We start from the raw sequence: 26,421 nt of genomic DNA on the forward strand, positions 1-26,421 counted from the left end.
GCCATGGCACATGCCTTGCGAAATTCATTGCAGTTTTCGAATGGCCTGTGGGAATTTGCGTCGGCGGAAATCGGGCGCGAATCCAGATGGCGACAGCTCTCACCAGGCTTGAGAAATATTTCATCCCCTCCGGCGAGCCAGATGCCCGACTGGAAATTGTTGCGGCCAGGCCCCGGCACGAAGGACCATATCCGACCATCGTCTTCAACCATGGTTCTACCGGACGGGGCCACAATAAGTCCCTCTACTCAAGGACGCTGTCTCCGGCTGTCGTGGCAAACCATTTCGTCGAACGGGGCTGGATGATCCTCTTTCTGCAACGCCGGGGCAGAGGCAAATCAGGCGGAAATTATGGAGAGGGACTTGCTCCTGATGGTTCCGGCTATTCCTGCAATGTCGAGATTGCGATTGCGGGCTTCGAGCGGGCCGTTGAGGATGTGGATGCTGTCGTGCGCCATCTGCGCGAGCGGTCGGATGTGGATCAGAGCCGACTTGTCATCGCGGGCGTCTCGCGCGGCGGCATCCTGTCGATCGCCTATGCGGGCATGCGGCCGGCGATCTTCCGGGGTGCTGTCAATTTCAACGGTGGCTGGCTCGGCCGAGGTTGCGCCAACCATGAAATCGTCAACCCGGCCATCTTCGAACGCGGAGCATCGGCCGGAATTTCGACGCTCTGGCTGCACGGCACGCATGACCAGTACTATCGGATTGAGCACTGCCGGGGAAATTTCGAAAGGTTCCGCTCGGCGGGCGGACAGGGGAAGTTCATTGCGGCGGCCGCGGGCCATGCCCTGATGTACAAGCCGGCATTGTGGTCGAACCATCTCGATCACTACCTGGATAGTCTGTAACCGCTGTTCTTAGGCCGCCAAGCAGGGATGTAGCTCCTCCCTTTGTTGACGCGCTGTACCAAAGGCGCAAAGCGATACTCAGCGATCGGGGGGGGCCAGGCCAGGATGGTGCTGACCTTGACCCAGTGATCGAGGTGTACTCCTCGACGTAATCCTCTCCGATTTAAGGATTATGCAGAAGCGCGCAACCCTATTGCTGCTGCTGCGCCGGCGGCGGGGTGCCGATCTTTTCCAGAACCTTCTTGGCGAGAGCCGGGTCGCTCTGTGCTGCCGTCAGAATCGACGAGTATTCCTCGACAGAGATGCCGTTAGAGGCTTCGACGGTGTCGACCATCTGCTTTTTGGCTTCTTCCTGCAGCTTTTGCTTCGCAGCCTCGTCCTTCGTCGCGCCGATTTTGGCCGAATATTCCTGCCTGACCTTGTCGACCTGCTGATAGGCAACGGCAAAGGCCTCGATTTTCTGATCGCTGACAGGGGCGGCTGCACCATTGTCGCCAGTCTGCCCCTGCATCGGCGCCTGGCCCTGCGCCGGCGGCTGCTGTTGCGCCTGGGCTAGGTCCACGGCGGATGCCGGGCTGAGAGCAAGCAGGCTGAAGACCGCAGCGGTCATCGTTGCGACGGGTGTGTAACGAGTGATCATAGTCATTCCTTTTCACGTGCATGATTTGATCGGCAGCAGGACCGCCTCGGTCGATCGCTCAGCCGCTTGAGGCTGGCGAGGTCGCAACGATGGACCGTTAAGAGGGCACTGTGCGGCGGTGGCGGGGCAATTTGCTGACGATTGAGCGGCAGCTTTGTGACCATCGACATGCCGGCTCGGCGCGGATAAATCCGGTGCTAGTTGACGAGGCTGGCGTTCTTGGAGGTCTCCCGCCGGGAAGTTGCATCCGGAGGTGGATCTCAGACTTGGCTGAGCCAAGGCCTCCGCCATGACATCGGATCAGCCTGCAAGCGTCAGCCAATCGCCGATCGTTGTCCCGTGATGCCGTGTGGAACGCGCAGCCGGAACAGCCGGGCGCTCGGTTGCCACGGTTCTTCGGATTTCACGCGGGCTCAATCCGAATTCGTGGCTGAAAGCGCGCGTAAAATTGGCAGCGACGACGAAACCGGCGGCCTCCGCGATCTCGGAGATTGGCCTGTTATCGGCCGGGTTGCTGAGATCCGCATAGGCCTGCAGCAGTCGCCGCTTGCGGATATAATTCAGCACTCCCCCGCTCGCTTCGAACAGCTGGTAGAGCCGCGTGCGCGAGATGCCCAGGGCGCGGCAGATGGAGTCGGGCGTCACATTGTCTGATTGCAGGTTGAGGTGAATGTAGCGATGCGCCCGCTCCATCATTCCCATGCTGCCTTGGACTTGACCCGTATCCGACCTTATGGACGAGGCAGCACATGCAACGACCATGTCGGCGATCGTTTGTATGATCCGCGGCACCTCCCCAGCCGTCAGGTTGCCCAGCTTCGTTTCCAGACCGGTGATATAGCTGACGAGCAATTCAGCCAGGCTACCGGACAGAAGCGTATTGTTGGCACCCTGGAGAAGGCTTGCATCCACGGCCAGCAATTCATAGGGCAGGAAGACAAGCACGGCGGCGCAATCGGTCATCCGCCCGCGATAGGGATAGCTGAGAGATCTGAAAAATACCTCGCCGGCACCGGTTTCCGTAACGTGACGGCTGACCTCGGTCCAGATCCGGCCGCTGCGAAGCAGGCCGACGTTCCAATGGTCTATCGGGCTCGAACGGAGCATGGATTGATCGCGAATATAGCTATGCGCCTGTGTGTGCTGCTGGACGATGAGCACGCTGCCGAGATGCCAGCCGATCTGTTCGGCAAGAAACCCGTCGTCGGGTGATTTTCCATCCGGCAGATGGACATCCACGAGCGGCGCCATATGCGCACGCCAGGCCTGGAACTGGTCTTTCGCCGGCAGATCCCTCGTCGAGAAACGCAGGGGCACCAGCGCAGGCGCGACATCCTGAAGTCGCTCCTTCTCCATGGCCGGTTCGCGCGGCCAGCGCCGCCGCTCCAGATGGGCCGGCCATGCCTGCCCCGCAGCGGGGTGATCTCCAGATCCAGAACCCGTAGCCATCCAATCCCTCCAGCGTGCCAATCGATCCGACCGGGCCGTTGAAATTGAGAGTGAACAATCGTTTTTGCGGCAAAATCGCCGCCAGAAACCGCCCTAGCCGGGAATCGGCAAGCAGCCACCTCCATAAGTTGTTTATCATAATCCCTTTGGATCAGAAATGTACGCAACGATAATTTTCAGGACGCGCGGATAACGACAATTGCGTCCCATGGCTGTATTTAAATAAGCACGGTTAATTCCCGAATGAGAACGGAATAGACCAGAATACTTCACCTGCCAGCGCCCCATAGAGATGGAGCAATTCCAGGTGAAACGGCAAGAACTCAAGAAAAAACACGATAATACGAGAAGGTAGTCGTGAACTACCCGGGCAATATTCGTGCGTTTTCTGCATAAGCTTCGGCCCATTGCAGAGACTCTTCGTCACACAACCTGCAGCCGCCAAAAAGAATACTTATAACCGGCTGCGGAGGCTTCCTTGATCACTCAACTGGGGGAGGATTGAGGCGATCGTTAGCAAGGCCAAGTGGGACGAAGCGAGGGGTTGCGCGCAAATTCAGGCGCCATTGAGTCGATGCGTATGAGCCTGATGCTGACGCGCAACCCCATTCTATCGAACCTGGAGAATTCTGATGCGAACTGCCCTCTTATGGGCAAACGGAGGCTAAGATGATCACGACGGAAGACCAGAACCACATCGAATTGAAACAGACTTCGAACTGCAGAAGGGACGTCGAAATCGCAATGATGGGAATGCTCACCAATCTGCAGAAACACGGATGGTCAGCAGCGGAATTGGCACTGGCGCTTGCGGATGCCTCCGAAGAGCTCGTCATGCTGATCGCCAGCAAAACGGTGAGATCGAACTAGACTGCAGTGACGAATTCGTCATGTAAGCCACATCATTCTGCTGGCGAGCTTGATGAAGCCGGGGAAGTTGGCGGCGAGTACGTCGTATCGCGTTGCGATACGACGCCGCTGTTTGAGCTTGGCAAAGAAGCTCTCGTCGCGCCATCGCCCCAGCTTTCGCTACGGCACCTCTATCGCGATTACTGCGAAATCAGCCCTTCATCATGAGCTCGCGCCCGATCCGTTTGCTGGGCTCGCTGCGTAAAACGATCGCAGTGTTGACCGAGCCGTAGCGGGCAACGGCATCGACGATGCTTTCCAGCTCCGCCGGCGACGGCACGATGACTTTCAGGTGAAAACAGTCTTCTCCCGTCAGCCTGAGAACCTCAATGACTTCAGGCATTTCCGAAAATTGCTTCAAGCAAGTCTTGATATATTCGTGCGTGGTGCGCAGGCGGATGATCGCCATCATTCCAAGCCCGACCGAAGCAGGGTCGATGACAGCCCTGTAGCCGCTGATGATGCCGCGTTCTTCAAGCCGCTTCAGGCGTTCCGATGCTGCCGGCTGCGAGAGGCCGACCCTTCTCCCAAGTTCGGAAACGCTGATGCGCCCGTCGCCTTGCAGGGTTTCGATCATGGCAATGTCGGTTGGATCGAGCTCGGCACGACTATCGAATTTCGCCATCGACTTTGAATCCATCGGTTTGCGACGAGTTTTTCCGATGAATGCCAATTTATCCACTCTGAGTAAACGGTCATGTTGGCGCGATAATCACGAGAGGCCAGACATGACCGAAATCATCCATCTGCCGGGTATCGGCAATTCCGGCGAGTTCCATTGGCAAAGCCGTTGGGAGAGCGCCGATCCCTCCATCCGTCGTTTCGACCCTGCGAACTGGGACGAGCCGGATCTTTCCGACTGGATCGCGGCGCTGGAGCAGGCCGTGCATGCCGCGCGGACGCCACCCGTTCTCGTGGCTCATAGCCTCGCCTGCCTGCTCGTCGCACATTGGCATCAGGTTTCTGATCTGCCGATCAAGGGGGCAATGCTGGTCGCCGTGCCGGATCCGGCGTCTCCGGCTTTTCCCTCAGAGGCTGTAAGCTTCGCAGAGGTACCCCGGAAACGGTTTCGATTTCCGTCTCTCATCGTGGCAAGCACCGATGATCCCTATGGTTCGTTGCCCTATGTCGAGACACGGGCTGGGCAATGGGGAAGCGAATTGAAGGTGATCGGTGCGGCTGGCCACATCAACGGCCAAAGCGAACTCGGCGATTGGCCGGAAGGCCTGGCGCTCCTGAGAAACTTCGCAAGCCGCCTGTAACCCGCGTCGCCTCTAGAGAGGAATGAGGTGGCGACGCTCGCCACCCAACCCTCGGCAAGCATCACGGCAGGAGCAATATGCTGCCGGCCGACCGCCCGGTTTCCATCTCCTCATGCGCCTTCGCAACCTCCGCCAAGCCATATTCCGCAGCGATCTCGCAGACGATGCCCCTTTCCATCGCGGCGATCGCAGCCTCTGCCGCCTCGCGGTATCGTCCGACATCGGCGCACCAGGCCATGATGCTCGGATGCGAGAGCGACTTGCCGGGCCGAAGCTCTTCCACGGCAACGGGCGGAATGGGGCCGGCGGCCTGGCCGATGGTGATCGCCGTGCCGAAGGGGCGCACGGCGCGGATGCTCTTCAACAGCATGTCGCCGCCGATACCGTCATAGGCGACATCGACGCCGTTTCCGCCCGTCAGCCGCTTCACCTCGGCGACGATATCGGCCCCTCGCCCGATGATCAGGTCATCGGCGCCATAGGAGGTGGCAAGGGCCGCCTTTTCGGGCGAACTGACCGTGCCGATGACGGTGGCTTCGAGCGATTTCGCCCAGCGCACGAGAATGCTGCCGAGCCCGCCGGCGGCGGCATGGATCAGCACGGTGCTGCCCCGCCCGACATTGGTGACTTTCCTCAGGAGCATATAGGCCGTCATGCCCTTGAGCAGCGAGCTTGCTGCCACCTTGGCCGATACCGCATCGGGAAGCGCAATCACCCTTTCGGCCGCGATGATGCGGGTGGAGGCATAAGCGCCGGCGGGCGGTCCGGCATAGGCGACGCGGTCGCCCGGCTTGAAGCCCGAGACATCGGCACCGACCTCTTCGACGACACCCGCGGCCTCCACGCCGATGACGGCGGGATAGGAGGGCAGCGCATAGAGGCCCTTGCGGTGATAGATATCGAGGAAATTGGTGCCGACCGCCTGATGGCGGATCTTGACCTCGCCGGGACCGGGGGACTCCGACGGCTGATCCTGCAGCCGGAACTGGGAGATGTCGCCGGGGGCATTCAGCAGGATGATCTGGTCGGGCATCGGTCGTTTTCCTCTATGGAGCAACTTGATGCAAGCAAACTAGCCGATAGCCTTATGTGTGAAAATTCCCTATTGTCGCACAATGATTGGGAAAGAATTCACACAAATAGACTGGGACGACCTGAGGCATTTCCTGGCGCTGGCGCAGGCAGGAACCTTTCTCGGCGCCGCAAGACAGATCGGCGTCGAGCACGCGACGATCAGCCGGCGCGTCAGCGCCCTTGAGAAAGGCCTTGGCCGCAAGCTCGTCGACCGCCGCGGGCGGCGCATCATTCTGACCGCGGATGGTGAGCAGATTGCCAGGCACGCCACCCTCGTCGCCCAGCAGATGGCAGCCATCGAGCAGCTCGGCCGGGCGAGCGCCACGGAGACGCGCGGCCATGTGAGGATCAGCGCCCCGCCAGCGCTTTCGAGCGTGCTTCTCGCAAAGCCCGTGGCCGCCATCAGGCGTGAGCATCCGGGCGTCGAGATCACGCTGGTGGGCGAAAAGCGCCTCGCCTCGCTGAACCGCCGCGAGGCCGATATCGCCGTGCGCATGTCGCGCCCCGAAGATGGCGATTATGCCATCACCAAGCTCGGCGAAATGGCCTTCCACCTCTATGCATCGAAGGCCTATCTCGAAACCGTGCCGGAGGCGCAATGGACCTTCATCGGCTATGACGAAGGCATGAATGCCTCGCCGCAGCAATTGCGCCTCTTCGAACTCGCCGCCGGCCGGCCGATCGCGATCCGTTCATCGGTTCTGGAGTTTCAGGCCGCCGCCGCAAGGCTTGGCGGCGGTGTGGTGTTGCTGCCGGATTTCGCGGTTTCGGGCATCACTGGGCTAGAGCGCATCGAGGATGAAAACCCGCTCAGGCGGGAAATCTGGCTTGTCGTGCACAATGAGATTAGGGATATTCCCTCGGTGCGGGTGGTGATGGAAGCGTTGAAGACGGTGGCGTGGTGAGAGGCTGGCCGATGAAATGGGCGATCGCATTGCTTCTGGCCCTGCTGCCGGCCACAGCCTGGGCATGTCAGGGCCTGATCACCTATGATCTAGCAAATCCTGGCGCCGATCCGAGGGCACTGCGTGGCGAATACTGGTATTTCATCGGCCGTATCGTCGCGGTCGAGGAAATGGCTGGGGCCGATACCGATGCCGGCGTCGGGGCCACTGTCACATTCGAGATCCTGACCGATTACCGCCTGCAGAACAAGGCGACTGCGATCACCGCCTATGTGCTGCGTAGCTCGTGTTTCGGCCTGCCGAAGACCGGAACTGTCGGAAAGTTCGGGATCGATGATCGCAGCGGCAAACCGGTCCTCGTCCAAACCAGGTTTAGCTTCTGACATCGAAATCGGCACTCAATTCGCTACTGGCGGCGAAATCCTCACTGCGGAAGGGCGCCGCGAACAAGGGCGGCCACCGCCTCAACGAGATTGACCTGCTCAACCGGGCGATCGTCGAGGTGGAGGCCGGCATGGCTGTTGCCAACTGACCGCCCTGCCCCGGAAGCTGATTGCGGGAAGGCGCCCTTTCGGGCGCCTCTCTTATTGCATTCCGGATTACTGCACGTGACAGCTGGTCGACCGTCCAGGCACTTCCAGCTGGGCGTCGTTACCCTTGATCCAGAACAGCGCGGTCCCGTCGGTGTAACGCGCACCCGAACCGGAGAAGCCCTGCGGCAGGCGGAAGGTCTGCCCGTCCGTGGTGATCAGCGCCTCGTTGCTCGCAGTCAGGAAACTTGTGGTGACACCCTTGCCATCGTCGCAGCGATAGATCACGCCCGTCTTGTCCTCCGCAGATACCGGAGTGAGGCTCATCAAGAACACCGCACCTGCCAATGCCAAAATACCATTCTTCATTCTGCTCGTGCCCGTCTCCCTCGGTTGGAACATGTGTGAGGCTATCAGCAGATGACGGCCGTGGCTTCGACGTCCGTTCTGGCAAAGCCTGCGGCCCCAAGGGCACATTGCCACCTGATCGCAGATTTCATACCCTGTGCGGATGTTTTCGTCGCGGGCTCACGTCAAGGCATGCGTTGATCAATGTTTTACATGCAGCGTTTGAGCTTGAGAGAAAGCGTTTGAGCGTGCGACCCTATACCCTGATCTCATGGTCCGTCGTTTCCTTCTTTGCGATCGTTATTCTGGCCTCGCTGCCTACGGCCAGGGGACGTCAATGGACCTCGGTATTGCCGTCAGAATATAATATAAATCAGCGGCAGGCCCACGGTTCGACGCAACTGCCGGATGGTGCCGGAGAGTGCGGAGCAGTGATTTATCAATTGTCTTGGTCGCAAACCCAGGACATCCGACACAATGGCATCGCAGCACTACCGGCTGGTCTGAAAGGGCCTGATGGATTGAAGTATGGGGACTGGGCAAATACCCCGGTGCCCAAGGATATTCTCGAGCGATATGTTCTGAATACCGCCCATCCTCCGGTTGGACTGGATTGCAGCGGCGGGACCTGGGAAAAGGAGTGGCGCGCCAACGCCCAGAAGGCAGGCAACTACTATTCGACCGATGGCAAGGCCCTGATCCTGTTGCAGGTCTCGCACCTGCAAGACAATCTGAACAATCTGGCAGCGGTGGGATATTTCTATAATCCCTAGAGCCATCGCCTGGCGTGCGAGCTGACTGGCATTCGATGGCGACATCGATGCACCTCCGGAAGGATTCTCTGCCGCGACAGGCTCGCCGCCGTCAAAGCTCCCATCTGGCCAGAGCTAGGCGCGCTGCGACCTGGCTCGGCGCCCAGGGCTGACGGTCATTTTTCTGCGTGAGCGATGGCGAAAAATGGCACCGGCTGTCGAATTCGCGCCCGCTCGCGCGTCTTCTTGACAGAGAGCTCAAGGAGAACAGCCATGAGGATTTCCATTACCGTCTTTGAACGCTCGCCGCCCTTGCCATGTTTTTGCCACCACCCTGACATGTATTCTTTACAAATAACACCTACCATAGGTTCGGACATGGAGGACCTGCGATGAATGAGATGACCGCATCGGACATGCTGAGGGATCCGCTGATCCGCCAGATGCTGCGCGCCGACAGGATCAGCCTTGCGTCCTTCGCGACCCTGCTCGATACCGCCAGCCGGCGGCAGGCCCGCCGCGCCGGCGAAAGCGTTCCTCCCCAGCCTGCGGCTCCGCAGGCCCGGAGCAGCGAGGCTCTTTCCTCCGTTTGACATCCCCATGCCCGACCAGGGCAGGAACTTTCGGCTCGCCTTAGCCAGGCGGGTCTTTTTTTGCGCGGCCCTTCGGGCTAAGCCACCGCAATTACAGGCTGGCTAGCCTCCCCGGTTTCGTCAGACGTCTTGCCCGCAATATCGGCAGGCGTCTTGCCCGCAAGATCGCAGAGCATCGTCAGGGCCAGATCGGGCGCGACATGGTGCGGCATGTGGCCGACATCGTCGAGCAGTTCGACGGTGAGCGCCGGATGCCGCTCATGGAGCCAGTCGAGATGCCAGCCGGGGTCGATGATCCGGTCTTCGCGCCCGAAGAGAACGGAGACCGGCAGATCGGCAGGCAGGCCCTCGGGCGGCTGCATGTCGCCGTTGAAGGCCCAGAGCTCCTCGGCCATGGTGGCGATCGACGCGGCATTGACCATATGAATGGCCGGCAGGGTGGAAAGCTCTGCTGTCACGGGATTGGGATAGGACGAGGCGCGCAAGCCGCGCTCGAGGAAATAGGACGACCAGCGGGCAATCACATGCTGGCGGATGACCGGGCCGACGAAGGGTGCCACGGCGCTGCGCAGCACGATGAACGGCTTGAAGGGAACGGGCCGGCAGCAGGGCGAGATGAGAAACAGGCCCTTCAGGAGATCCGGCCGGCGGGCGGCCAGATGCAGTGCTGCCGCACAACCGATCGAATGGGCGGCCACCACGACCTTGTCCAGCTCCAGCGCCTCAAGGAAACGCTCCAGCCAGAAGGACTGGCCACGCGGGCCGCGCTCACCGGCGGGCAGTGCCTGGCTGAAACCGTAGCCCGGCCTGTCGGGCGCGATGATGTGTAGGCCGCTGCCCGAAAACGGCATCATCACCTCCTCGGCGATACTGCCGCAGCCATGCAGCAGCACGACGGGATTTCCATTTGCGCCTCCACTTTCGAGCATATGGATCTGCTCGCGACCGGTTTGAATGATTTTGCCAACCTGCGGGGAGACGGTCGGTGGAGGGAGAGGCTGGACGTAGATCATGCCGGGCCAAACGCAAACGCCGGAAAAACGTTCCCCCCGCCCCTGAAAATCAGGCCGCTTTCAGATGGTTAGGGCACCGGACCATCAGTCGGACACCTGCCCTGCCCTCCTCAGGATATTCCGGCAAAGGCGGCAGCCGTCAGTAATCGACGGCCACCGCATCCGCTGTGCCGAGATAGGCCGCGAGTTTGGCCCGCTCATGCCAACCAGGATCGGCATTCCTGCCCATCAGCTCCGCCGGAACCTTCCAGCCCGGATCGACGCCTTTCATGTCAGGAAGTTCATGCGCGATGCCCTTGTGGCAATCGATGCAGGTCGCCTTGCCCGGGAGCAGGTATCGCGTGTGGATGTCAGCGGCGCGCACGGTCTGTTTCGTCAGGTCCATAGCGCCCATCGAGTGGCAGTTCCGGCATTCCAGGCTGTCATTGGCCTTCAGCCGCGCCCATTCGTGCTGGGCAAGTTCCAGCCGCTTGTCGAGGAACTTCTCGCGCGTGTTGATCGTCCCGAATATCTTGCCCCAGACTTCCTTCGACGCCTGCATCTTGCGGGCGATCTTGTCGGTCCATTGGTGCGGCACATGGCAGTCCGGGCATGTGGCGCGAACGCCCGAGCGGTTCGAGAAGTGAACCGTGCGGCTCAGCTCCTCGTAGACATTCGTTCGCATTTCATGGCAGCCGGTGCAGAAGGCCTCGGTGTTGGTGGTCTCCAGCGCGGTGTTGAATGCACCCCAGAACATGACGCCGCCGACGAAGCCGCCAAGCGTCAGGAAAGCCAGACTGAGTGTCGTTGCCGGCGAGCTCAACAAGCGCCAGCACCAGAGTACTATCGCCTTTATCTTGCCGATCATTGCTCGCTTCCCGCAGGTTTGAAGCCCAGCTCGCTCATGTCCTTGAAGCTGTTCGGCACCAGGGGCTTCGCATCCGCCTGAGGCACGTGGCAGGCGGTGCAGAAGTATCGCCGAGGCGAGACGTCGGCCAGCATCTGCCCTTCGCGGGTCATGAAGTGCGTAACACTGATCATCGGCGCGCCGGAGCCTTCGGTCAGCTCGCGGCGATGGCAGGAAAGACAGCGATTAGCGTTCACCGTCAGCTGGTAGCCCTCGATCGAATGCGGGATGATGGGAGGCTGGTCCGGATAATTCCGCATCTTCCTGACGTCATCGACGACCCATTTGGGAACCGGCTTCGCCTCCTTGCTCTCCATCGGATTCTCGTTGCCCGACAACGAGGGCACCATCTGCGCCACGGTGACGGTGCCTGTGAACAGGAGAAGGGCGACGGCCGCGATCGCCCAGACGCGCCTTGATATTAGGCGACGGGAAGAATCTTGACTGCGCATTTTTTGAAATCCGCTTGCTTGGAGATGGGGTCGGTGGCGTCGAGCGTGACCTTGTTGATCAACTGGCTGGCGTCGAACCACGGGACAAAGATCACGCCATGCGGCATTCGATTGCGCCCGCGAATTTCCACGCGGCTGATGATCTCGCCGCGCCGCGACCGGATCCGGACCTCCGCCCCCTGATTGATGCCCATTTTCCTGGCGTCGTCTCCGTTCATGAAACAGCGCGCGCCGGGAAACGCCCTGTAGAGCTCGGGAACACGCATCGTCATCGAGCCTGAATGCCAGTGTTCGAGAACACGGCCCGTCACGAGCCAGAAATTGAACTCGTCATCAGGCGACTCGGCGGGCGGTTCGTAGGGCACCGCCAGAATGACCGCGCGGCCGTCCTTCTGCCCGTAGAATTTCAGCCCCTCGCCTGGCTTGACATAGGGGTCGTAGCCTTCGCGGTAGCGCCAGCGCGTCTCCTTGCCGTCGACGACCGGCCAGCGCATGCCGCGCACCTGATGGTACATGTCGTAGGGCGCAAGATCGTGTCCATGCCCGCGACCGAACTCGGCATATTCCTCAAACAGCCCCTTCTGGAGGTAAAAGCCGAAGGCCTTGGCCTCCCGGTTCTCATATTCGGGCGAGACGTCCGACAGGGGAAATTCGTCCACCTTTCCGTTCTGGTAGAGCACCTGGTAGAGCGTCTTACCCTTGTATTCCGGGTTCTTCGCGAGGATCTCGGCAGGCCAGACCTCGTCGGTCGTGAAGCGCTTGGAGAATTCCACCAGCTGCCAGAGGTCGGAGCGGGCTTCGCCCGGAGCATTGACCAGCTGGTGCCAGACATGCGTGCGCCGTTCGGCATTGCCGTAGGCGCCCTCCTTCTCCACCCACATGGCCGCCGGCAGCACCAGATCGGCGCTCATGGCGGTGACTGTCGGATAGGCGTCCGAGACGACGATGAAATTGTCCGGATTGCGATATCCCTTATAGGTCTCGTTGCTGGTGTTCGGCGCGGCCTGGACGTTGTTGTTGACCTGCACCCAGTAGAAATTCAGCTTCCCGTCATGGAGCATGCGATCCTGCTCGACGGCGTGATAACCGGGCTTCTCCGGGATCAGCCCGTCCGGCAGCTTCCATATTTCCTCGGCATGCTTGCGGTGCTCCGGATTGGTGACGACCATGTCGGCCGGCAGGCGGTGGGCAAAGGTGCCGACCTCGCGGGCCGTACCGCAGGCGGACGGCTGTCCCGTCAGCGAAAACGGACTGTTTCCCGGCTCGGAAATCTTGCCCGTGAGCAGATGCAGGTTATAGACCATCTGATTGGCCCACACGCCCCGGACATGCTGGTTGAAGCCCATGGTCCACAGCGACATGACCTTGGTCTTGGGATCGGCGTAGAGTTCGGCGAGCTGTTCCAGGAAGGCGCTGTCGACGCCCGAAAGCTCGACGGCCTTTTCGAGCGTGTATTCGGAGACCATCTCCTTGAACGCCTCGAAATCGATCGGCTCCATCTTGGCAGCGTCCGCCACCCCCTTGGCCTTCATTTCAAGCGGATTGTCGGGACGCAGGCCGTAGCCGATGTCGGTCGTCCCCTTCATGAACTTGGTATGCTTGTCGACGAAATCCTGGTTGACGCGGCCGGTCTGGATGATGTGGTTGGCAATGTAGTTCAGGATCGCGAGATCCGTACCCGGCTTGAAGATCAGGGGTATGTCGGCAAGGTCCATGCTGCGATGCGTGAACGTGGACAAGACCGCGACCTTCACATGCTCGTGCCCGAGCCGCCTGTCGGCGACGCGCGTCCAGAGGATAGGATGCATCTCGGCCATGTTCGAACCCCAGAGCACGAAGGCGTCTGCGTTCTCGAAATCGTCGTAGCATCCCATCGGCTCGTCCATGCCGAAGGTGCGCATGAAAGCCACCGCTGCCGAAGCCATGCAGTGACGCGCGTTGGGATCGAGGTTATTGGAGCGGAAGCCCGCCCGCATCAGTTTGGTCGCGGCATATCCTTCGAAGATGGTCCATTGGCCGGAGCCGAACATGCCGAGTGCCGTCGGCCCCTTTTCCTTCAGCACGCGCTTGGCCTGCGCCGCCATCACATCGAAGGCCTCTTCCCAGGTAACGGGTTCGAACTCGCCGTCCTTGGCGTAGACGCCGTCCCGCTTGCGCAGGAGCGGGCTCGTAAGCCTGTCCTTGCCGTACATGATCTTGGAGAGGAAGTAGCCCTTGACGCAGTTGAGGCCGCGATTGACCTCGGCCTCCATGTCGCCATGGGTCGCGACGACCTGGTTCTCCTTCACGCCCACCATGACGCCGCAGCCGGTGCCGCAGAAGCGGCAAGGCGCCTTCGACCATTTGATCTCCAGCGCCGCCACTCCGCCGGGCACCGACTGTGCCGAGGCGGGCGCGGCAAGGCCTGCGGTCGCAGCGGCGATTGCCGCCGCCTGCGCCTTCAGGAGATCACGCCGCGTGAGTTCGGTCGTCATCGATCGTCTCCTCTATTTCCAATGCCTGTTCGAAAACCATGTGGGCGGCGAGCACGCCGTCCATCCCCGAGATGCCGATGAGCGTTTCCCCGAGCACGCCGGAATGCGGCCCCTCGATCACGACGACGATCTTGCCCGGTCCCGTCGCGTGAACCTCGACCCCTTCGATTGCAGCGAGACGCGCTGCGACATCTTCGGTCAGTTCCGGGCGCGTGATGACGACGGCACTGGAGACGTGATGCCGGCTGTTAGACATGAGCAGCCTCCGGATGACGGGGATTCATCGTGATTGCATCGGCCGGGCAGACCGAAATGCAGGCGCCGCATCCCGTACATGCCGCCGCAGCGAGTTCGGGAACGAACGGTCCGCCGAGCCGCGGCCGAAACCGGATCGCACCAGCCGGACAACAATCACGGCAGGCCTGACAGTCGACGTAATTATTGGCCAGGCACCCATCGCCAATTGCCGCATAATGGGCAAAGCCGCCTGCAGAACCAGCCGGAAAGACATTCTCGGGACATCGTTCCGCGCACTTGCCGCAAAAGGTGCATCCTCCCTGCCGAAAATCCACGGCCGGAATGCCCGAACGGATCGAAATGATCTTCGTGGGACAGGCATCGACGCAGGCGCCGCAGCCCGAACAGTTTTGAACGGATGTCTCACTCGCTCCGGGAGGCAAGATCCTATCCAGATCCTCCGGGGATCTGCCGGTCAGAAAGCCACGTCGGGTGCGCGTTGCGAGAACCATGACCCGATCCTCACTCTACCGAGGCCGAAGGCGCGGGCTTGACCTCATGAGGTCCCGGCGGCCCATTGACGATCTGGTACATCCAGACCAGGAAGCCATAACCGCCGACGACCCCGACAGCGACAACGGGCCAGATGCCGAAAGCAAGCACGGCGAAGGTCAACAGCTCCCGCCGGCGCTTCTTCCTGAACTCTCCACCAGTATCCGTGATTTGAGCCACAACGCCTCCCCAGAGTTGCTGACGCTACCGGTATAACCCCTTAAGCGTGTCCAGCCAATCTCCATCTGTTATCGCGACTTGCGCCAGCGCTTCGCGATCGGGAAATCGGCTATGCGAGAACGGTGTATCGCACGCCCGCTCGGCAGTCCTTGACAGAGATCAAAGCAGGCAGTCGACGGATTGAATCCACCGAGCGGCCGACCCGGCCTTGCCGGACCAACGCACCCTGCCAGGCCTCGTTCTTTGTGACCGGCACGCGCTATCGTTCCAAGGGTGAGCGATGGCGCACGGTCGGGCTACGCTTGGCCCGCGCGCGGGGATTATTTCCATCATCCCGCTGTCGGATTCCCGCCCGCCCGCTCGTCTTCCAGACGGACAGGAAGGAGAACGATCATGACGATTACCATTACCGCCTTTGAACGCTCGCCCGATCGCGGCAAGGGTCTGGCGCGTGACATGCGCGTTCGCTGGGCGCTCGAAGAAGTCGGGCAGCCCTACGAAGTTCGCCTTGTCTCGTTCAAGGCGATGAAGCAGGCGGCCCATCTTGCCCTTCAGCCTTTCGGGCAGATTCCGACCTATGAGGAAGGCGATCTCGCCCTCTTCGAATCCGGCGCTATCGTCCTTCATATCGCCAAGCATCATGCCGGCCTGCTGCCGAAGGATGAAAATGGCCGCGCCCGCGCCATCGCCTGGATCTTCGCCGCCGTCTCCACGATGGAACCCGTCATCGTCGACCGCGAAACCGCTAGATATCTGGAGGGCAAGGAGAGCTGGTACGAAGAGCGTCTGGCCTACGTCAACGACCGCATCCGCAAGCGGCTCGGCGAACTCTCCGCCCGGCTTGGCGACGCCGACTGGCTGGACGGAAACTTCACCGCCGGCGACCTGCAGATGATCTCGGTGCTGCTGAGGCTGGAGGGGTCGACCCTGCTGGATGAATATCCAAACCTCTGCGCCTATATCACACGCGGGCAGTCGCGGCCGGCATATAAGCGCGCCTTCGAGGCGCAGAAGGCGGTATTCCTGGCTGTATCGGCTGGCGGGCAATAGTCCTGATAGGGTCGATGGGCGGCGAAGCCGTTGCAGAGCGCGGCGAAATCTACAGGAAAAATCGCCCCTCGGCTTCGTAGCCTTCCGGTTTTGGATCGGGAATAGCATGAAGCTTTTCCTTCATGTCAGCCCGAAGATAGGTGTCGAATACATAGTGTTTGCCATTTCCCTGAAGATGCTTCCCGGTTTTCCGTTCAAGCCAGGCGCTTGCGGTCGCGCCTACAAATTTCGGGTAATGGACTTTCTCGGCTAAGGGCCTGCTGTGACCGAACCGCTCGCGTGCGTTTCCTGAGCATTCGGCTTGAGGGTGTTTCGAGTGGTCGTAGTTCCACCAAACCGAAACACGCAGCTCGCCGAAGCTGATGCTTTCCCAGAGTACCACGGACGGATGTCCGGCAATACCGGCAAACAGGTGACCATCCTCGTCGCTTGGACCATCATCGGGCGGGGCAGCAAGGGATATCCTGCCCTGCTTAATTGCCTCGTTCATCCCTAAGACCAGCAATTTCCGGTAGCTTTCCATGAGCCCCTCGCCTGATTATCTGGCAATACCTTGTTCATAGACTCGGTTGAGGTGGTGGCAAACGAACGACCGACCTGGGAGCACAAAGCCGTCCTAAAAAATCCGGGCTTCTATGTTCGCTTCGGGCCGAAAGCTAGCGAAAGCCTTGACCGCTTTGCGCCACAAGCGGTCGGTGGCAGTTGCTGCCGAAGCCAACTGCAAAATATGAATGTCGCCGCCGCATGTTCGGCGTATGATCCTCCCTGGCAATCGGGGGATTTCCAATGCTTCATCGCACGAAAATCCGCATGGCGACGAGCACCGTGGCTGCCCTGCTGTTCACATATTTGCTGCTTGCCTATTTCGTCATTCCCGAAATATGGATTTTTCACGATGCCGACCGCGTTGCCAAGGTTGGCAACATGGTCACGACCACCGAGCAGGGTATTCCCGGCGACCCCATCAATGTCGGTCTTGTCGGTTCGAAGGAAGAGGTCATCCGGGCGTTCGCGGCTGCCGGATGGGATCCTGCCGATAAGATTACCTTGCGCACATCGATCGATATCGGACTGAGCGTGGTGCTTGATCGGCCTGATCTCGATGCGCCGGTCAGCCCACTGTTTTTTGAGGGCAGAAAACAGGATCTGGCTTTCGAAAAGCCCGTGGGCAAAAGCGCCGACGAACGCAACCATGTTCGTTTTTGGCTGACCGAACAAACCGGCCCAAATGGCCGCCCGCACTGGCTAGGCTCGGCAAGTTTTGATCGGGGCGTCGGCTTCAGCCACGATACCGGTCAAATCACGCATCATATCGGCCCTGATGTCGACGCAGAGCGAGACCTTGTCATCAGCGATCTTCTCAAGGCCGGGCAACTTTTGTCGAGCTATGAGATCAATGGCATCGGAGCGACCAAAGACGGCCGCAACGGAGGCGGCGATCCCTATTTCACCGACGGAAAGGCTCTCGTCGGCGTGCTTCGAAACCAGTAGCAGGCCGCAGAAGCCAGGTGCGAGATGGTGTCCTGGGAGCAGCGAGGGGCGAACCAATATTTTCGCTGGTTCAGTCAAAGCGCGTGTGTCAGTGTTTTGCAACCGACAAGGCGCGTCTGGCGGTGAAGGTGGCACATGTCGACAATACAGGTCCCGGGACTGCTGTCGTTCACCATAGCGATCCTCGTGTTCTTCGCGGGCGCGAACCTCAATCGGCTCATCCCCGCCCTCACCCGCTGGAGCATCCCGGAGGCAGTCACCGGCGGGCTCCTGGCAGCGTTCGTGACGCTCGTCGCCTATGAGTTCCTTGGCATGGAGATCAGCTTCGCGCTTGGCGCTCGCGACCTGTTGCTGCTTTACTTTTTCACCGGCGTTGGCCTGAACGCGCGGCTCTCCGATCTTCTTGCCGGAGGCAAGCCGTTTCTCATCCTGCTGGCCGTCACGCTTGCGTTTCTTGTGATCCAGAACCTCGTTTCCATGGGGGCCAGCGAGGTGCTCGGTCTTCCACAAGGCATGGCAATCCTTCTCGGTTCGACCTCGCTGATCGGCGGACACGGCACGACGATTGCCTGGGCTCCGATCGTGTCGAGCCGTTTCGGCCTCACAAATGCTCTCGAAATCGGCATTGCCAGCGCTACGCTCGGCCTGGTCGTCGCCAGCCTCGTCGGGGGACCAATCGCACAGTATCTGATCACCCGGAATGGCTTGAGCGGCCCCAAGGACGAGGAGTTGACGATCGGGGTGCCGCGGGATGCCGTTGGTGACCACGAAGATGATGTCAGTTACATCAGCCTGTTGCGCACATTGCTGGTGACAAATATCGCGATCATCATTGGCTACGCCCTACACGAGATTATCCTCGAAGCCGGGATCAATCTTCCGCTGTTCGTCGTCTGTCTGCTGACCGCCATTGTGATGACGAACAGCATTCCGATCCTGGCGCCGCGCCTGCCCTGGCCGACGCACACCCGAGGTCTCGCGCTCATATCCGATCTCTCGCTGAACATATTCCTGGCGATGTCCTTGATGAGCATGCAGTTATGGGGCCTGAGCGGGCTCGGCCTTTCGCTCGCGATCGTGCTGGCCGTGCAGACGCTTGTGGCCGTCGTCTACATCATCCTGGTTGTGTTCCCGGCCATGGGGCGCAACTACAATGCGGCGGTCATTTCCGCCGGCTTTTGCGGGATTTCGCTCGGAGCAACCCCGACGGCAATAGCCAACATGACGGCGGTCACCAAGATCCACGGAGCAGCGACCATCGCGTTCATCATCCTGCCGCTCGTTTCCGCATTCTTCATCGACCTTGCAAACGCGGCAGTGCTTGGGTTCCTTGTTCGGTGATTGGTCCCGCGGAAATATCGTCGTGAAGCGTTCTGCGCACTCACTTGTCGCAAAAACTGTCGCTTTAATTGGGATTTTTGCGACAAGGAAGGAGCCGCGATATGGAATCGATTATTGAGATTGGGACCATAAAAGATGTTGAGCCATGGGCGCAGCTTCGCATTGCGCTATGGCCGCATCATTCACTTGAAGACCATTGTGCCGAGCTGGTTCGGTCGTTTCTTTCAGGAAATGGAAAAGCAGCCGCGTTCATCGCTCGAAATGATGCGAATGAAGCTATCGGGCTTGCAGAGGCCACTTTACGTCATGATTATGTGAACGGATGCAGTAGCTCACCAGTCCTGTTCCTTGAAGGGATCTATGTCCGGCCCGCTGACAGGCGAAGGGGTATTGCGCGGTTGCTGTGCAACGCGGTTGCCGAATGGGGAAAATCGCTTGGATGCGTCGAATTTGGCTCCGACGCGCCGCTTGAGAACGCAGCCAGCCATGCGCTCCATGCTGCATTAGGATTTGCGGAGACCCAGCGCGTCGTGTTCTTCCGAAAAACCCTGTAGTCCGTCTTGCCCTTCCGGGGCCGTTTCAGTCACTTGTCGGAAGGGTATGCGCGGTTATCGTATAGCCAAATGGATCGACGAAGGCGAAATAGCGTCCGAAGGGACCGTCCTTCGGCGGGAAAGCTATCCGCACGTCGCGCTCGCACAGATGAGCGTGCAATTCGTCAGCGTCGTCGCAGCCAAACCAGATCGCGATGCCAACCCCTAGCTTCGCCGTGTCGTCAAAGTCCTCGATCGGCGTGCGGACGGCGAATGGGATGGGGTGCGTTTCGAAAACAACCGCACCTGGAGGGGCTTTTGCCGATGGCGTAAGCCCGACAATGTCCCGATAGAAGCTCCGTGCGGCGTCCAGATCCTTTGTCTGTATCCCGATGAAATCCGGTCCAATGAGGCGAGGCATGAGCTATCTTTCCTTTTTATACCTGACGCAGTATCGTCAGGGCCCTGATATAATATAAGGACCCTGATATGTCCAGCCTGATTGATCCGCCTGTTGATGACACCTACCGCTCGCTCGGATATGCGCTGAAGCGGGCGCAGCAAGCGCTGCGGGGCCATCTCGACACCGAACTTAGAAACATCGGATTGACGACCCCGCAATACTCGGTGCTGGCGGGGCTTGAGGTCAGCGCAGGCCTGTCAAGTGCGGAGCTCGCGCGGCGGGCCTTCGTAACACCGCAGACGATGCAGTCCATCATAGCGACACTCGAACGGGACGGCCTCATCAAGCGAATGGCCCACCCGGTACATGGGCGGGTCCTTACGACCGAACTGACGCCGGACGGCCGGTCGGCCTTGCGTGCGGCCCACGAGATTGTCGCCAACGCCGAAGGCCTGGTCCGAAATGCCGTTGCACCCGATGATCCCGAGATCATCTATTCAGCCTTGCTGCGGATAGCAGAGGCCATGCCGTGAAGTCCGCCGCTGATAAACGGCAGAAGAGGCTTCACGGTCGAGCCTCGCATATAAGCGCGCTTTCGAGGCGCAGAAGGCAGTGTTCCTGGCCGTATCAGCTGGCGGGCAATCGTCCGATTGAGGCCGAAAGCCGATGAAAGCCTTGATCACTTGGCGCTAAAAGCGGTCATTGCGTCCGTCCAACCCCCTATTCTGCAGGATTGAAAGAGGCGCGATGTTGTTCTAGGTGAGATTCTCTCCAAAGGGACATTGAGATGAAAAAAGTCCGTGCTGGAACGCTGGATATTGCCTATTTCGACACAGGCCCGGCGGATGGGGTAACAACCATATTGTTACATGGTTTCCCTTACGACGCATACGCCTACGAAAAGACGGCAGAAATACTGGCAGCTTCTGGCCATCGCTGCATTGTGCCCTTTCTCAGAGGCTTCGGAGCCACGAGGTTTATCTCCGAAAACACCCCGCGTTCCGGTGAACAAGCTGCTCTAGGCACGGACTTGATGGCACTGTTGGAGGCACTCTCAATAGAGGCCGCTTTTCTTGGCGGGTATGACTGGGGCGGGCGTGCAGCTTGCATCGTAGCGGCTCTCTGGCCAACTCGGGTATGCGGTTTGGTAAGCTGCGGAGTGGGCTACAACATTCAGAACATCGCTCAAGCTGGAGAGCCCGTGCCGCCGGAGGAAGAAGCTCGATATTGGTATCAGTATTATTTTCACTCGGAGCGCGGTCGCAAGGCGTTGGAACAAAACCGCCGGGGCGTCTGCGAATTCATTTGGAAAATCTGGTCACCGACATGGATGTTCGATAGCGCAACCTTCGACCGCACTGCTTCATCTTTCGATAATCCCGATTTCGTCGATGTTGTCATTCACTCTTACACGCATCGCTTCGGCAACAGCCCCGGCGATCCTAGTGTTGCTGCTATAGAAGGTCGATTGGCAAGGCAGCCGGACATCATGGTGCCGACTATTGTTCTTCAAGGTGGGGACGATGGAGTCGATCCTCCGGCGGAGATCGACCTCGATGAACGCCACTTCAAAGCGACATACGAGCGGCGGATTATACCCGGTGCTGGCCACAATTTACCGCAGGAGGCACCTTATGCCTTCGCATCAGCTATCCTCGATTTATCAAAGACAGCCTCGACGACTTCGCTATGACCGCTTCAGACCGGAGGCAGACGAATGACTTCGGCCGCTTCGCGCCGATTGCGGTCATATTTATTTCATGATCTTTTCTCGCCAACTGCGCCTGTCCGGGGAGAACCATGTGTCCAATCCAGCAAGAACAACTACAGCGGATATTGATCTTCGGGAATGGCGGGACCGGTAAAAGCTGGCTCGCTCGTCAGATTGGTATCTTGATCGGCCGTCCAGTGATCCATCTCGATGATCTGCGTTGGGCTCCCGGTCAGTATGGCGTAGCGCGAAACAATCGACTCGTGTTCAACGAGGTCGTTGAAGCTGCAAAAGCAGAGGCCTGGTTGATGGAAGGGGTCTATGGCTGGCTGGCAGAGGGTGTGCTGGGACGAGTGACGACGTTGGTGTGGATCGACCTTCCCGAAGATGAATGCGTCGCGAATGCAACAGCTAGGGGCACTCAAGGTGGCGGCAGCGAGGAAGGTTTCAAAGAACTGATCGAGTGGATAAAAGAATATCGCCAGCGCGAGAATTCTTCGACCTCCTATTCAGGGCATCAGAAGCTATTCGACGCATATGCAGGTTCCAAAATAATCCTCAGGAACAGGGCTGAGATCGGCGCGCATATGTAGAGAGTGTCCGTGCGATGACCACTTAGAGGCGACACCAGACGAGTATATCGGCCGGAACGCGCCAAAAGCGGGCGTACCTACCCTCCCCGGTGCCCTTGCTGTGCCCGCGGCCTAATTCGGTTGATGACGTTCTGGAGCATCCGGTGCCAGCGTCTTCCAGGCGGCCATGGCCATGGTGATGACTGTCTCAAGTTCGGCACGGCTTGCGCCGTCGCGCGCCTGCACTGAAAGACCGTGCATCACGGTGGTATAGTAGCGAGCGATGGCCGTCAGGCTGTCAGTCGAGGCAGCGAGGTCGCCGTCATGGACCCCTCTGACCAGCCGCTCCCTGATCTCCTCGAATTGCGCCCTGCGAATGTCGGCGAGGAATTCGCGTACCGGGTGGTTTTCTATCGCGCCGGTCGGCGCCGCAAGGACCAGCATGCATCCACGCGGCGAGCCGGGAATGGTGATTGTATCGGCCACGGCGCGCAGCATCGCGTGTATCGCCTTGTAGGCCGTGGTCTGCTCGCGAAGCGCTACCCTCGGGGGCTGCCCCTGGGTCGCGGCATTGAGGGCCACGGCTTCGCGGAACAAGGCTTCCTTGCTTCCGAAGGACGCATAGATGCTGGCCGAAGCAATTCCCATGGCCTCGCTCAGGTCCTTCATGGAGGTTCCTTCGTAGCCGCGCTCCCAAAACAGATCCATTGCGCTGCGCAAAGCGACGTCCCGGTCAAATGTCAGTGGCCTGCCACGCGTCGCCATCTCTTCTCCGATTTGTTTGTCGATCGACAAACTATAACTTGACGGATGTCGAACCGCCATGCATTTTATTTATTTATCGATCGACAAAAAATTCTCGCTATAGCCTTGAACAAGGACCAGTCCCATGACCGTCCCCGCCTTCATGCGTGCGTTACAGCAGACATCCCTAAATGGCCCGCGGGATCTGCGGATGATCACCGATGCGCCGGTGCCGGTTGCCGGTCGAGGCGAAATCCTCATCCGCGTCGCCGCCGGTGGTGTCAACATGGCCGACATCTCCCAGGCCTACGGCAAGTTTCGCGCAGGCCCGCAGCCTCCATACATTGCGGGTTTCGAGGGGGTGGGTGAAGTCGTGGCTCTGGGTGAAGGCGTGACGACAGTGGCGCCTGGCGCTCATGTCATCGGGGTCGGATATGGTGCCTTTGCCGACTACATGGTGCTTCCGGCGATTGCCGCAGTACCAGTACCCAAGGGATGGTCGGACGAGCAGGCGCTTGGCCTGGTCGTGAACTTGCCAACGGCAGTGGCAGCGCTAAAGCTGCTCGGGCAGATCGAGAAGGGTGAGACCGTGCTGATCCATGCAGCGGCAGGCGCTACCGGCCAAGCTGCAGTCAAGATCGCCAAGCACTACGGCGCAACGGTGATTGCGGCGGCCTCATCGGAGAAGCACGAGATCGTGCAATCCCTAGGTGCCGATCACATCCTCGACTCCCGTACCGCCGATATCGCCGCCGAAGTGCTTCGTCTGACCGGCAACGCCGGCGCCGATCTGGTCATCGAGTCGGTCGGCGGTAAGACCTTCGAGGCCAGCCTGGCATCCGCGCGACGCGTCACCGGCCGCGTCGTGGTGACAGGGCTGCCCGCCGGCGAAGCACCGCTCACCAATTGGGACCTCGTCTATAAACATCAGGTCCACATTATCGGCTTTAACATGGGGGTGCTGATCCGGGCCGCGCCGCAGATGTTCGGTGCAGTCATGGGCGAACTGTTCGCGCTTATCGGCGCAGGCGTATTGGCCCCCGTCCAGCCAACCGTCTACGAACTTACCGACGGGCCAAAGGCGCTCGCGGCATTGGAGAGCCGCTCCAGCGTCGGCAAGTTGGCGCTGCGGCTCTGAACCCACTAACGTGGGCCATAGTGGTCCCTCAAGCCTCGACCGCATTGCGCCACCAGAGGACATCGTGGCGTCGCAAACCTTCCCTATCTCTTCCGTCAATTTCATTGTGGCCGCCAAGGATACCGCCAATGGGATGGGAAGCACTCGGGCAATGGGGTGAAGATGCGGTTCGCATCGAACCACTTACGGGTGGAGTTGCCAACGACGTGTGGAGCGTTCGCATCCACGGGCAGATTGCAGTCGGCCGTCTCGGCTCCAGGACCGATGCTGATCTCGCGTGGGAAACCGAGCTACTCCGACACCTCGACCGTGAATGCATGACCGTTCCAGTGCCGATCCCGACGGCTGACGGCCGGCTGTTCGTGGACGGTCTGGTGGTGATGAAATACGTGGAGGGCGGACCGCCCGAGACGGAGTCCGACTGGCGTCGCGTGGCCGATACGCTCCGCGAGCTGCATCGCTTGACGCAGGGCTGGCCGCAGCGCCCATGCTGGCGATCGTCGACCGATCTCCTGCATGCCGAAACCGGAACGAGGATCAACCTTTCCGCGATGCCGCCTGAGGGTGTTGTCAGATGCCGAGCAGCCTGGGCGCGGCTAATCGGGCGTCAGACATGCGTCGTCCACGGCAACCCGAACAACCCTGGCAACGTCCGCATGAGCGCAGATCGGGTCGCGTTGATCGACTGGGATGAGTCACACGTCGACGTCCCCGACCTTGACCTGGTACTGCCCGGCAACGCTGCCGATCTCGACGACGGCGCGCATGACATCGCCGCGCAAGCGTCAGCCGCATGGGAAGCCGCCGTCTGCTGGCAGGACGAGTACGCAGTCAAGCGGCTTGCCGAAGTTCGAGCGGTCTGAGCAGTTCGGCGGATCGACGGGTCGTATCCATGCCGGAACCTCGCGGGCTACGGCATTGCACCACAAGCAGCCTTTACGCCGGGCTCAGCGGAGTGCAACCTTTGCGCTTGCACCACTGCGATTCTGCGGGTTTACGTCGCTGGGATACTGGCATCCCCAACATATTGGTCCAAGTTCGGCAAGATGACGCTTCGATGCCTCGATATGTTTCTTTGATGGATGCGGCCAGCCTTTTGGCGACAGTCGAGCGTGTTCTCGTTATTGGATGTTCGGGAGGCGGCAAGACAACCTTCTCTGCAAAGATCGCGGATTTGCACCGCCTGGAATTCCAATCACTCGACCGAGATGTGCGGTGGCTGCCAGGCTGGATAGAGCGTGATCGTAGCGAGCAAAGAGCAATCATATCGGATATGGTCCAACGTGACCGATGGGTCATGGACGGCAGTGGAGCGTCTTCCTTCGACCTGAGATTGCCGCGAACTGATCTGGTTCTGTGGGTTCGATTGCCGAGATGGGTTGCACTGATTGGTCTGTTGAAGCGCGTATCTCGTTTCTATGGTTCAGTTCGCCCGGCGATGGCTGAAGGGTGCCCCGAGCCACTGCCAGATCGAGACTTCCTGTCATACATCTGGAACTTCGAGAAAAAATACGCCCCGCTTTTTGTGATGCAAATCGAGCGTTACGGGCCGGACGTTCCGGTAGCCGTGCTCAACTCTCATCGCGAGATGGACCGGCTCCTTCAACTCTCGGGCAGACCTATCGCTCGATAACGCAATGACCGCGACGGCCCGAGAGCTGTCGTCTACCCATTCCGGAATGCACGGGAAATGCGCCGGAAGCGGACGGCTGAATTCATAGAATCTCGAATATATCGTACTCGACACCACCCGCGTGCCGGCCGCCTTGCGCAACCGCGACAATTTGGTTGAGCCACGCGTGCCGTGGTGCGGCCGTCTCGAAATAGGGTGTTGTTCGCAGATAATATTCCGAGGGGTCGACCGCCTCGCCATTCGCAAGACGCTCGTCGACGCTCTGGGAGGAGCGCCTGACGCCGCGATAGGTCATAAGGATCAGACCGCCGTCGTCAGCGGCGAGCAGGAGCCTGACATCCTGCTGAAATGTGCCGTCCCCGCGGCCGAGCAGGAGATCGGAGCCGATCAGCGGCGATACCTCTCCTTTCAGTCGCTCACCCCGGAAATGTCCACCGGAGACGGGAAATATACGCCGGCTACCGGCTGGCGTCTGGCCGAGCTCAAGCGCCGGATGAAGTGTCATGAAGAGTGTCATTAAGTGCCGAGATTGCAGGGCCATATCGGATCGCCTATTGTTTGTTTGAGCCCTGGAGCGTGTCGCGATCCTTCAGATCCGCTCGCCGCGCCTCAGGTCTTCGGGTTTGCGCGACAAGCTCTAGCTGAAGGCGCCCTGCTCCCAAAACGCGCTTTGCTTGGCACCTTCACAAGCAAAACTC

Annotated in this window: 34 protein-coding genes and 1 pseudogene; 17 read left to right on the plus strand and 18 right to left on the minus strand. The window is 59.9% G+C overall.

The genetic code is table 11. The features are described from left to right. Positions 1–86: 86 nt before the first annotated feature. On the plus strand, positions 87–851 hold the full coding sequence (locus tag J2X71_RS31505) for a serine aminopeptidase domain-containing protein (protein WP_310388534.1): 765 nt from the start codon (positions 87–89) through the stop codon (positions 849–851). A 190-nt stretch (positions 852–1,041) separates the two neighbouring features. On the opposite strand, the gene J2X71_RS31510 is transcribed toward J2X71_RS31505, so the two are convergent. Together J2X71_RS31510 and J2X71_RS31515 are read right to left on the minus strand one after the other, a co-directional pair. Then, entirely contained in the window at positions 1,042–1,491 is a 450-nt protein-coding gene (locus J2X71_RS31510; RefSeq protein ID WP_310388537.1) for a DUF4168 domain-containing protein, read from the minus strand. 300 nt (positions 1,492–1,791) lie between these two features. Continuing rightward, positions 1,792–2,940 (minus strand): helix-turn-helix domain-containing protein, encoded by a 1,149-nt coding sequence (locus tag J2X71_RS31515; protein WP_310388539.1) that lies wholly within the window; start codon positions 2,938–2,940, stop codon positions 1,792–1,794. A gap of 669 nt (positions 2,941–3,609) precedes the next feature. Here J2X71_RS31515 and J2X71_RS31520 point away from each other — a divergent pair. Beyond that, positions 3,610–3,810 carry a hypothetical protein gene (locus tag J2X71_RS31520; protein ID WP_113323520.1) on the plus strand — a complete coding sequence of 67 codons (201 nt, stop codon included), beginning with the start codon at positions 3,610–3,612 and terminating at the stop codon, positions 3,808–3,810. An 18-nt stretch (positions 3,811–3,828) separates the two neighbouring features. Here the strand turns inward: J2X71_RS31520 and J2X71_RS31525 are convergent. Both J2X71_RS31525 and J2X71_RS31530 read right to left on the minus strand, forming a co-directional pair. Next, positions 3,829–3,957 (minus strand): annotated as a pseudogene (locus J2X71_RS31525) (IS5/IS1182 family transposase); the annotation flags it as partial. Positions 3,958–4,000: 43 nt separating this feature from the next. After that, a complete protein-coding gene (locus tag J2X71_RS31530) occupies positions 4,001–4,474 on the minus strand; it encodes an Lrp/AsnC family transcriptional regulator (protein WP_310388541.1) in 474 nt (157 codons plus the stop codon). Positions 4,475–4,577: 103 nt separating this feature from the next. On the opposite strand from J2X71_RS31530, the gene J2X71_RS31535 reads away from it, so the two are divergent. Then, entirely contained in the window at positions 4,578–5,111 is a 534-nt protein-coding gene (locus J2X71_RS31535; protein ID WP_310388543.1) for an alpha/beta fold hydrolase, read from the plus strand. A 61-nt stretch (positions 5,112–5,172) separates the two neighbouring features. Here J2X71_RS31535 and J2X71_RS31540 read toward each other — a convergent pair whose 3' ends face one another. Then, positions 5,173–6,144 carry a quinone oxidoreductase gene (locus tag J2X71_RS31540; RefSeq protein WP_310388545.1) on the minus strand — a complete coding sequence of 324 codons (972 nt, stop codon included), beginning with the start codon at positions 6,142–6,144 and terminating at the stop codon, positions 5,173–5,175. An 82-nt stretch (positions 6,145–6,226) separates the two neighbouring features. Here J2X71_RS31540 and J2X71_RS31545 point away from each other — a divergent pair, with 82 nt between their 5' ends. Both J2X71_RS31545 and J2X71_RS31550 read left to right on the plus strand, forming a co-directional pair. Next, a complete protein-coding gene (locus J2X71_RS31545; protein ID WP_310388547.1) occupies positions 6,227–7,090 on the plus strand; it encodes a LysR family transcriptional regulator in 864 nt (287 codons plus the stop codon). Positions 7,091–7,101: 11 nt separating this feature from the next. After that, a complete protein-coding gene (locus tag J2X71_RS31550) occupies positions 7,102–7,473 on the plus strand; it encodes a hypothetical protein (protein ID WP_310388549.1) in 372 nt (123 codons plus the stop codon). Between the two features lie 216 nt (positions 7,474–7,689). On the opposite strand, the gene J2X71_RS31555 is transcribed toward J2X71_RS31550, so the two are convergent. Beyond that, the gene (locus J2X71_RS31555) at positions 7,690–7,947 is read right to left on the minus strand and encodes an MliC family protein (protein ID WP_310388551.1); all 258 of its coding nucleotides are present in this window, start codon (positions 7,945–7,947) and stop codon (positions 7,690–7,692) included. A gap of 218 nt (positions 7,948–8,165) precedes the next feature. Between J2X71_RS31555 and J2X71_RS31560 the strand changes: the two genes are divergently transcribed. Next, positions 8,166–8,741 (plus strand): hypothetical protein, encoded by a 576-nt coding sequence (locus J2X71_RS31560; RefSeq protein WP_310388553.1) that lies wholly within the window; start codon positions 8,166–8,168, stop codon positions 8,739–8,741. 155 nt (positions 8,742–8,896) lie between these two features. On the opposite strand, the gene J2X71_RS31565 is transcribed toward J2X71_RS31560, so the two are convergent. Then, positions 8,897–9,100, minus strand: coding sequence for a hypothetical protein (locus tag J2X71_RS31565; protein WP_310388554.1), 204 nt, complete (start codon positions 9,098–9,100; stop codon positions 8,897–8,899). 12 nt (positions 9,101–9,112) lie between these two features. Between J2X71_RS31565 and J2X71_RS31570 the strand changes: the two genes are divergently transcribed. After that, on the plus strand, positions 9,113–9,313 hold the full coding sequence (locus J2X71_RS31570) for a hypothetical protein (RefSeq protein ID WP_310388556.1): 201 nt from the start codon (positions 9,113–9,115) through the stop codon (positions 9,311–9,313). 77 nt (positions 9,314–9,390) lie between these two features. On the opposite strand, the gene J2X71_RS31575 is transcribed toward J2X71_RS31570, so the two are convergent. The 7 genes from J2X71_RS31575 to napE all read right to left on the minus strand — a co-directional run bounded on the left by J2X71_RS31575 (position 9,391) and on the right by napE (position 15,107). After that, positions 9,391–10,326, minus strand: coding sequence for an alpha/beta fold hydrolase (locus tag J2X71_RS31575; protein WP_405049775.1), 936 nt, complete (start codon positions 10,324–10,326; stop codon positions 9,391–9,393). A gap of 139 nt (positions 10,327–10,465) precedes the next feature. Next, on the minus strand, positions 10,466–11,173 hold the full coding sequence (locus J2X71_RS31580; RefSeq protein ID WP_113323512.1) for a NapC/NirT family cytochrome c: 708 nt from the start codon (positions 11,171–11,173) through the stop codon (positions 10,466–10,468). Beyond that, positions 11,170–11,664 (minus strand): nitrate reductase cytochrome c-type subunit, encoded by a 495-nt coding sequence (locus tag J2X71_RS31585; RefSeq protein ID WP_310388560.1) that lies wholly within the window; start codon positions 11,662–11,664, stop codon positions 11,170–11,172. The genes J2X71_RS31580 and J2X71_RS31585 overlap by 4 nt, the downstream gene beginning before the upstream one ends. After that, positions 11,634–14,138: a periplasmic nitrate reductase subunit alpha gene (gene napA, locus J2X71_RS31590; RefSeq protein WP_310388562.1), complete on the minus strand. Its 2,505-nt coding sequence runs from the start codon at positions 14,136–14,138 to the stop codon at positions 11,634–11,636. The genes J2X71_RS31585 and napA overlap by 31 nt, the downstream gene beginning before the upstream one ends. Next, positions 14,113–14,394, minus strand: a complete 282-nt coding sequence (locus J2X71_RS31595) for a chaperone NapD (RefSeq protein WP_310388564.1) — start codon at positions 14,392–14,394, stop codon at positions 14,113–14,115. Before J2X71_RS31595 ends, napA begins: the two co-directional genes overlap by 26 nt. Continuing rightward, positions 14,387–14,887, minus strand: a complete 501-nt coding sequence (locus J2X71_RS31600; RefSeq protein ID WP_310388566.1) for a ferredoxin-type protein NapF — start codon at positions 14,885–14,887, stop codon at positions 14,387–14,389. The genes J2X71_RS31595 and J2X71_RS31600 overlap by 8 nt, the downstream gene beginning before the upstream one ends. A 10-nt stretch (positions 14,888–14,897) precedes the next feature. Further along, the gene (napE, locus tag J2X71_RS31605) at positions 14,898–15,107 is read right to left on the minus strand and encodes a periplasmic nitrate reductase, NapE protein (RefSeq protein ID WP_029868513.1); all 210 of its coding nucleotides are present in this window, start codon (positions 15,105–15,107) and stop codon (positions 14,898–14,900) included. 393 nt (positions 15,108–15,500) lie between these two features. Between napE and J2X71_RS31610 the strand changes: the two genes are divergently transcribed. After that, complete coding sequence (locus J2X71_RS31610; protein ID WP_007818982.1) at positions 15,501–16,157, plus strand: glutathione S-transferase family protein; 657 nt, start codon at positions 15,501–15,503, stop codon at positions 16,155–16,157. Positions 16,158–16,206: 49 nt separating this feature from the next. Here J2X71_RS31610 and J2X71_RS31615 read toward each other — a convergent pair whose 3' ends face one another. After that, a complete protein-coding gene (locus J2X71_RS31615; RefSeq protein WP_007818989.1) occupies positions 16,207–16,680 on the minus strand; it encodes a hypothetical protein in 474 nt (157 codons plus the stop codon). A 287-nt stretch (positions 16,681–16,967) separates the two neighbouring features. Between J2X71_RS31615 and J2X71_RS31620 the strand changes: the two genes are divergently transcribed. From J2X71_RS31620 to aac(6'), 3 genes are all read left to right on the plus strand, one after another. Further along, positions 16,968–17,648, plus strand: a complete 681-nt coding sequence (locus J2X71_RS31620; RefSeq protein WP_310388572.1) for an LssY C-terminal domain-containing protein — start codon at positions 16,968–16,970, stop codon at positions 17,646–17,648. Positions 17,649–17,783: 135 nt separating this feature from the next. Further along, complete coding sequence (gltS, locus tag J2X71_RS31625; RefSeq protein WP_310388574.1) at positions 17,784–18,989, plus strand: sodium/glutamate symporter; 1,206 nt, start codon at positions 17,784–17,786, stop codon at positions 18,987–18,989. Between the two features lie 77 nt (positions 18,990–19,066). Then, the gene (gene aac(6') / locus J2X71_RS31630; protein ID WP_405049777.1) at positions 19,067–19,543 is read left to right on the plus strand and encodes an aminoglycoside 6'-N-acetyltransferase; all 477 of its coding nucleotides are present in this window, start codon (positions 19,067–19,069) and stop codon (positions 19,541–19,543) included. A gap of 25 nt (positions 19,544–19,568) precedes the next feature. Here the strand turns inward: aac(6') and J2X71_RS31635 are convergent, their stop codons facing one another. Next, the gene (locus J2X71_RS31635; protein ID WP_310388578.1) at positions 19,569–19,943 is read right to left on the minus strand and encodes a VOC family protein; all 375 of its coding nucleotides are present in this window, start codon (positions 19,941–19,943) and stop codon (positions 19,569–19,571) included. Positions 19,944–20,011: 68 nt separating this feature from the next. On the opposite strand from J2X71_RS31635, the gene J2X71_RS31640 reads away from it, so the two are divergent. The 3 genes from J2X71_RS31640 (at position 20,012) to J2X71_RS31650 (ending at position 22,229) form a co-directional block, all read left to right on the plus strand. Next, the gene (locus tag J2X71_RS31640) at positions 20,012–20,458 is read left to right on the plus strand and encodes a MarR family winged helix-turn-helix transcriptional regulator (RefSeq protein ID WP_007819006.1); all 447 of its coding nucleotides are present in this window, start codon (positions 20,012–20,014) and stop codon (positions 20,456–20,458) included. 254 nt (positions 20,459–20,712) lie between these two features. Then, the gene (locus J2X71_RS31645) at positions 20,713–21,618 is read left to right on the plus strand and encodes an alpha/beta hydrolase (RefSeq protein ID WP_310388582.1); all 906 of its coding nucleotides are present in this window, start codon (positions 20,713–20,715) and stop codon (positions 21,616–21,618) included. A 107-nt stretch (positions 21,619–21,725) separates the two neighbouring features. Then, positions 21,726–22,229, plus strand: coding sequence for an AAA family ATPase (locus J2X71_RS31650; protein WP_310388584.1), 504 nt, complete (start codon positions 21,726–21,728; stop codon positions 22,227–22,229). Between the two features lie 111 nt (positions 22,230–22,340). Here the strand turns inward: J2X71_RS31650 and J2X71_RS31655 are convergent, their stop codons facing one another. Then, positions 22,341–22,973 (minus strand): helix-turn-helix domain-containing protein, encoded by a 633-nt coding sequence (locus tag J2X71_RS31655; protein ID WP_310388586.1) that lies wholly within the window; start codon positions 22,971–22,973, stop codon positions 22,341–22,343. 124 nt (positions 22,974–23,097) lie between these two features. Here J2X71_RS31655 and J2X71_RS31660 point away from each other — a divergent pair, with 124 nt between their 5' ends. The 3 genes from J2X71_RS31660 (at position 23,098) to J2X71_RS31670 (ending at position 25,723) form a co-directional block, all read left to right on the plus strand. Continuing rightward, positions 23,098–24,090 carry an NADPH:quinone oxidoreductase family protein gene (locus J2X71_RS31660; protein WP_310388588.1) on the plus strand — a complete coding sequence of 331 codons (993 nt, stop codon included), beginning with the start codon at positions 23,098–23,100 and terminating at the stop codon, positions 24,088–24,090. A 128-nt stretch (positions 24,091–24,218) separates the two neighbouring features. Further along, positions 24,219–24,953 (plus strand): phosphotransferase, encoded by a 735-nt coding sequence (locus J2X71_RS31665; RefSeq protein ID WP_310388590.1) that lies wholly within the window; start codon positions 24,219–24,221, stop codon positions 24,951–24,953. Between the two features lie 194 nt (positions 24,954–25,147). After that, positions 25,148–25,723, plus strand: coding sequence for an AAA family ATPase (locus J2X71_RS31670; RefSeq protein WP_310388592.1), 576 nt, complete (start codon positions 25,148–25,150; stop codon positions 25,721–25,723). Positions 25,724–25,805: 82 nt separating this feature from the next. On the opposite strand, the gene J2X71_RS31675 is transcribed toward J2X71_RS31670, so the two are convergent. Continuing rightward, positions 25,806–26,264, minus strand: a complete 459-nt coding sequence (locus J2X71_RS31675; protein WP_310388594.1) for a DUF3237 domain-containing protein — start codon at positions 26,262–26,264, stop codon at positions 25,806–25,808. Positions 26,265–26,421 lie beyond the last annotated feature (157 nt).

It is taken from the genome of Rhizobium sp. 1399, assembly GCF_031455475.1.
GTDB lineage: Bacteria > Pseudomonadota > Alphaproteobacteria > Rhizobiales > Rhizobiaceae > Rhizobium.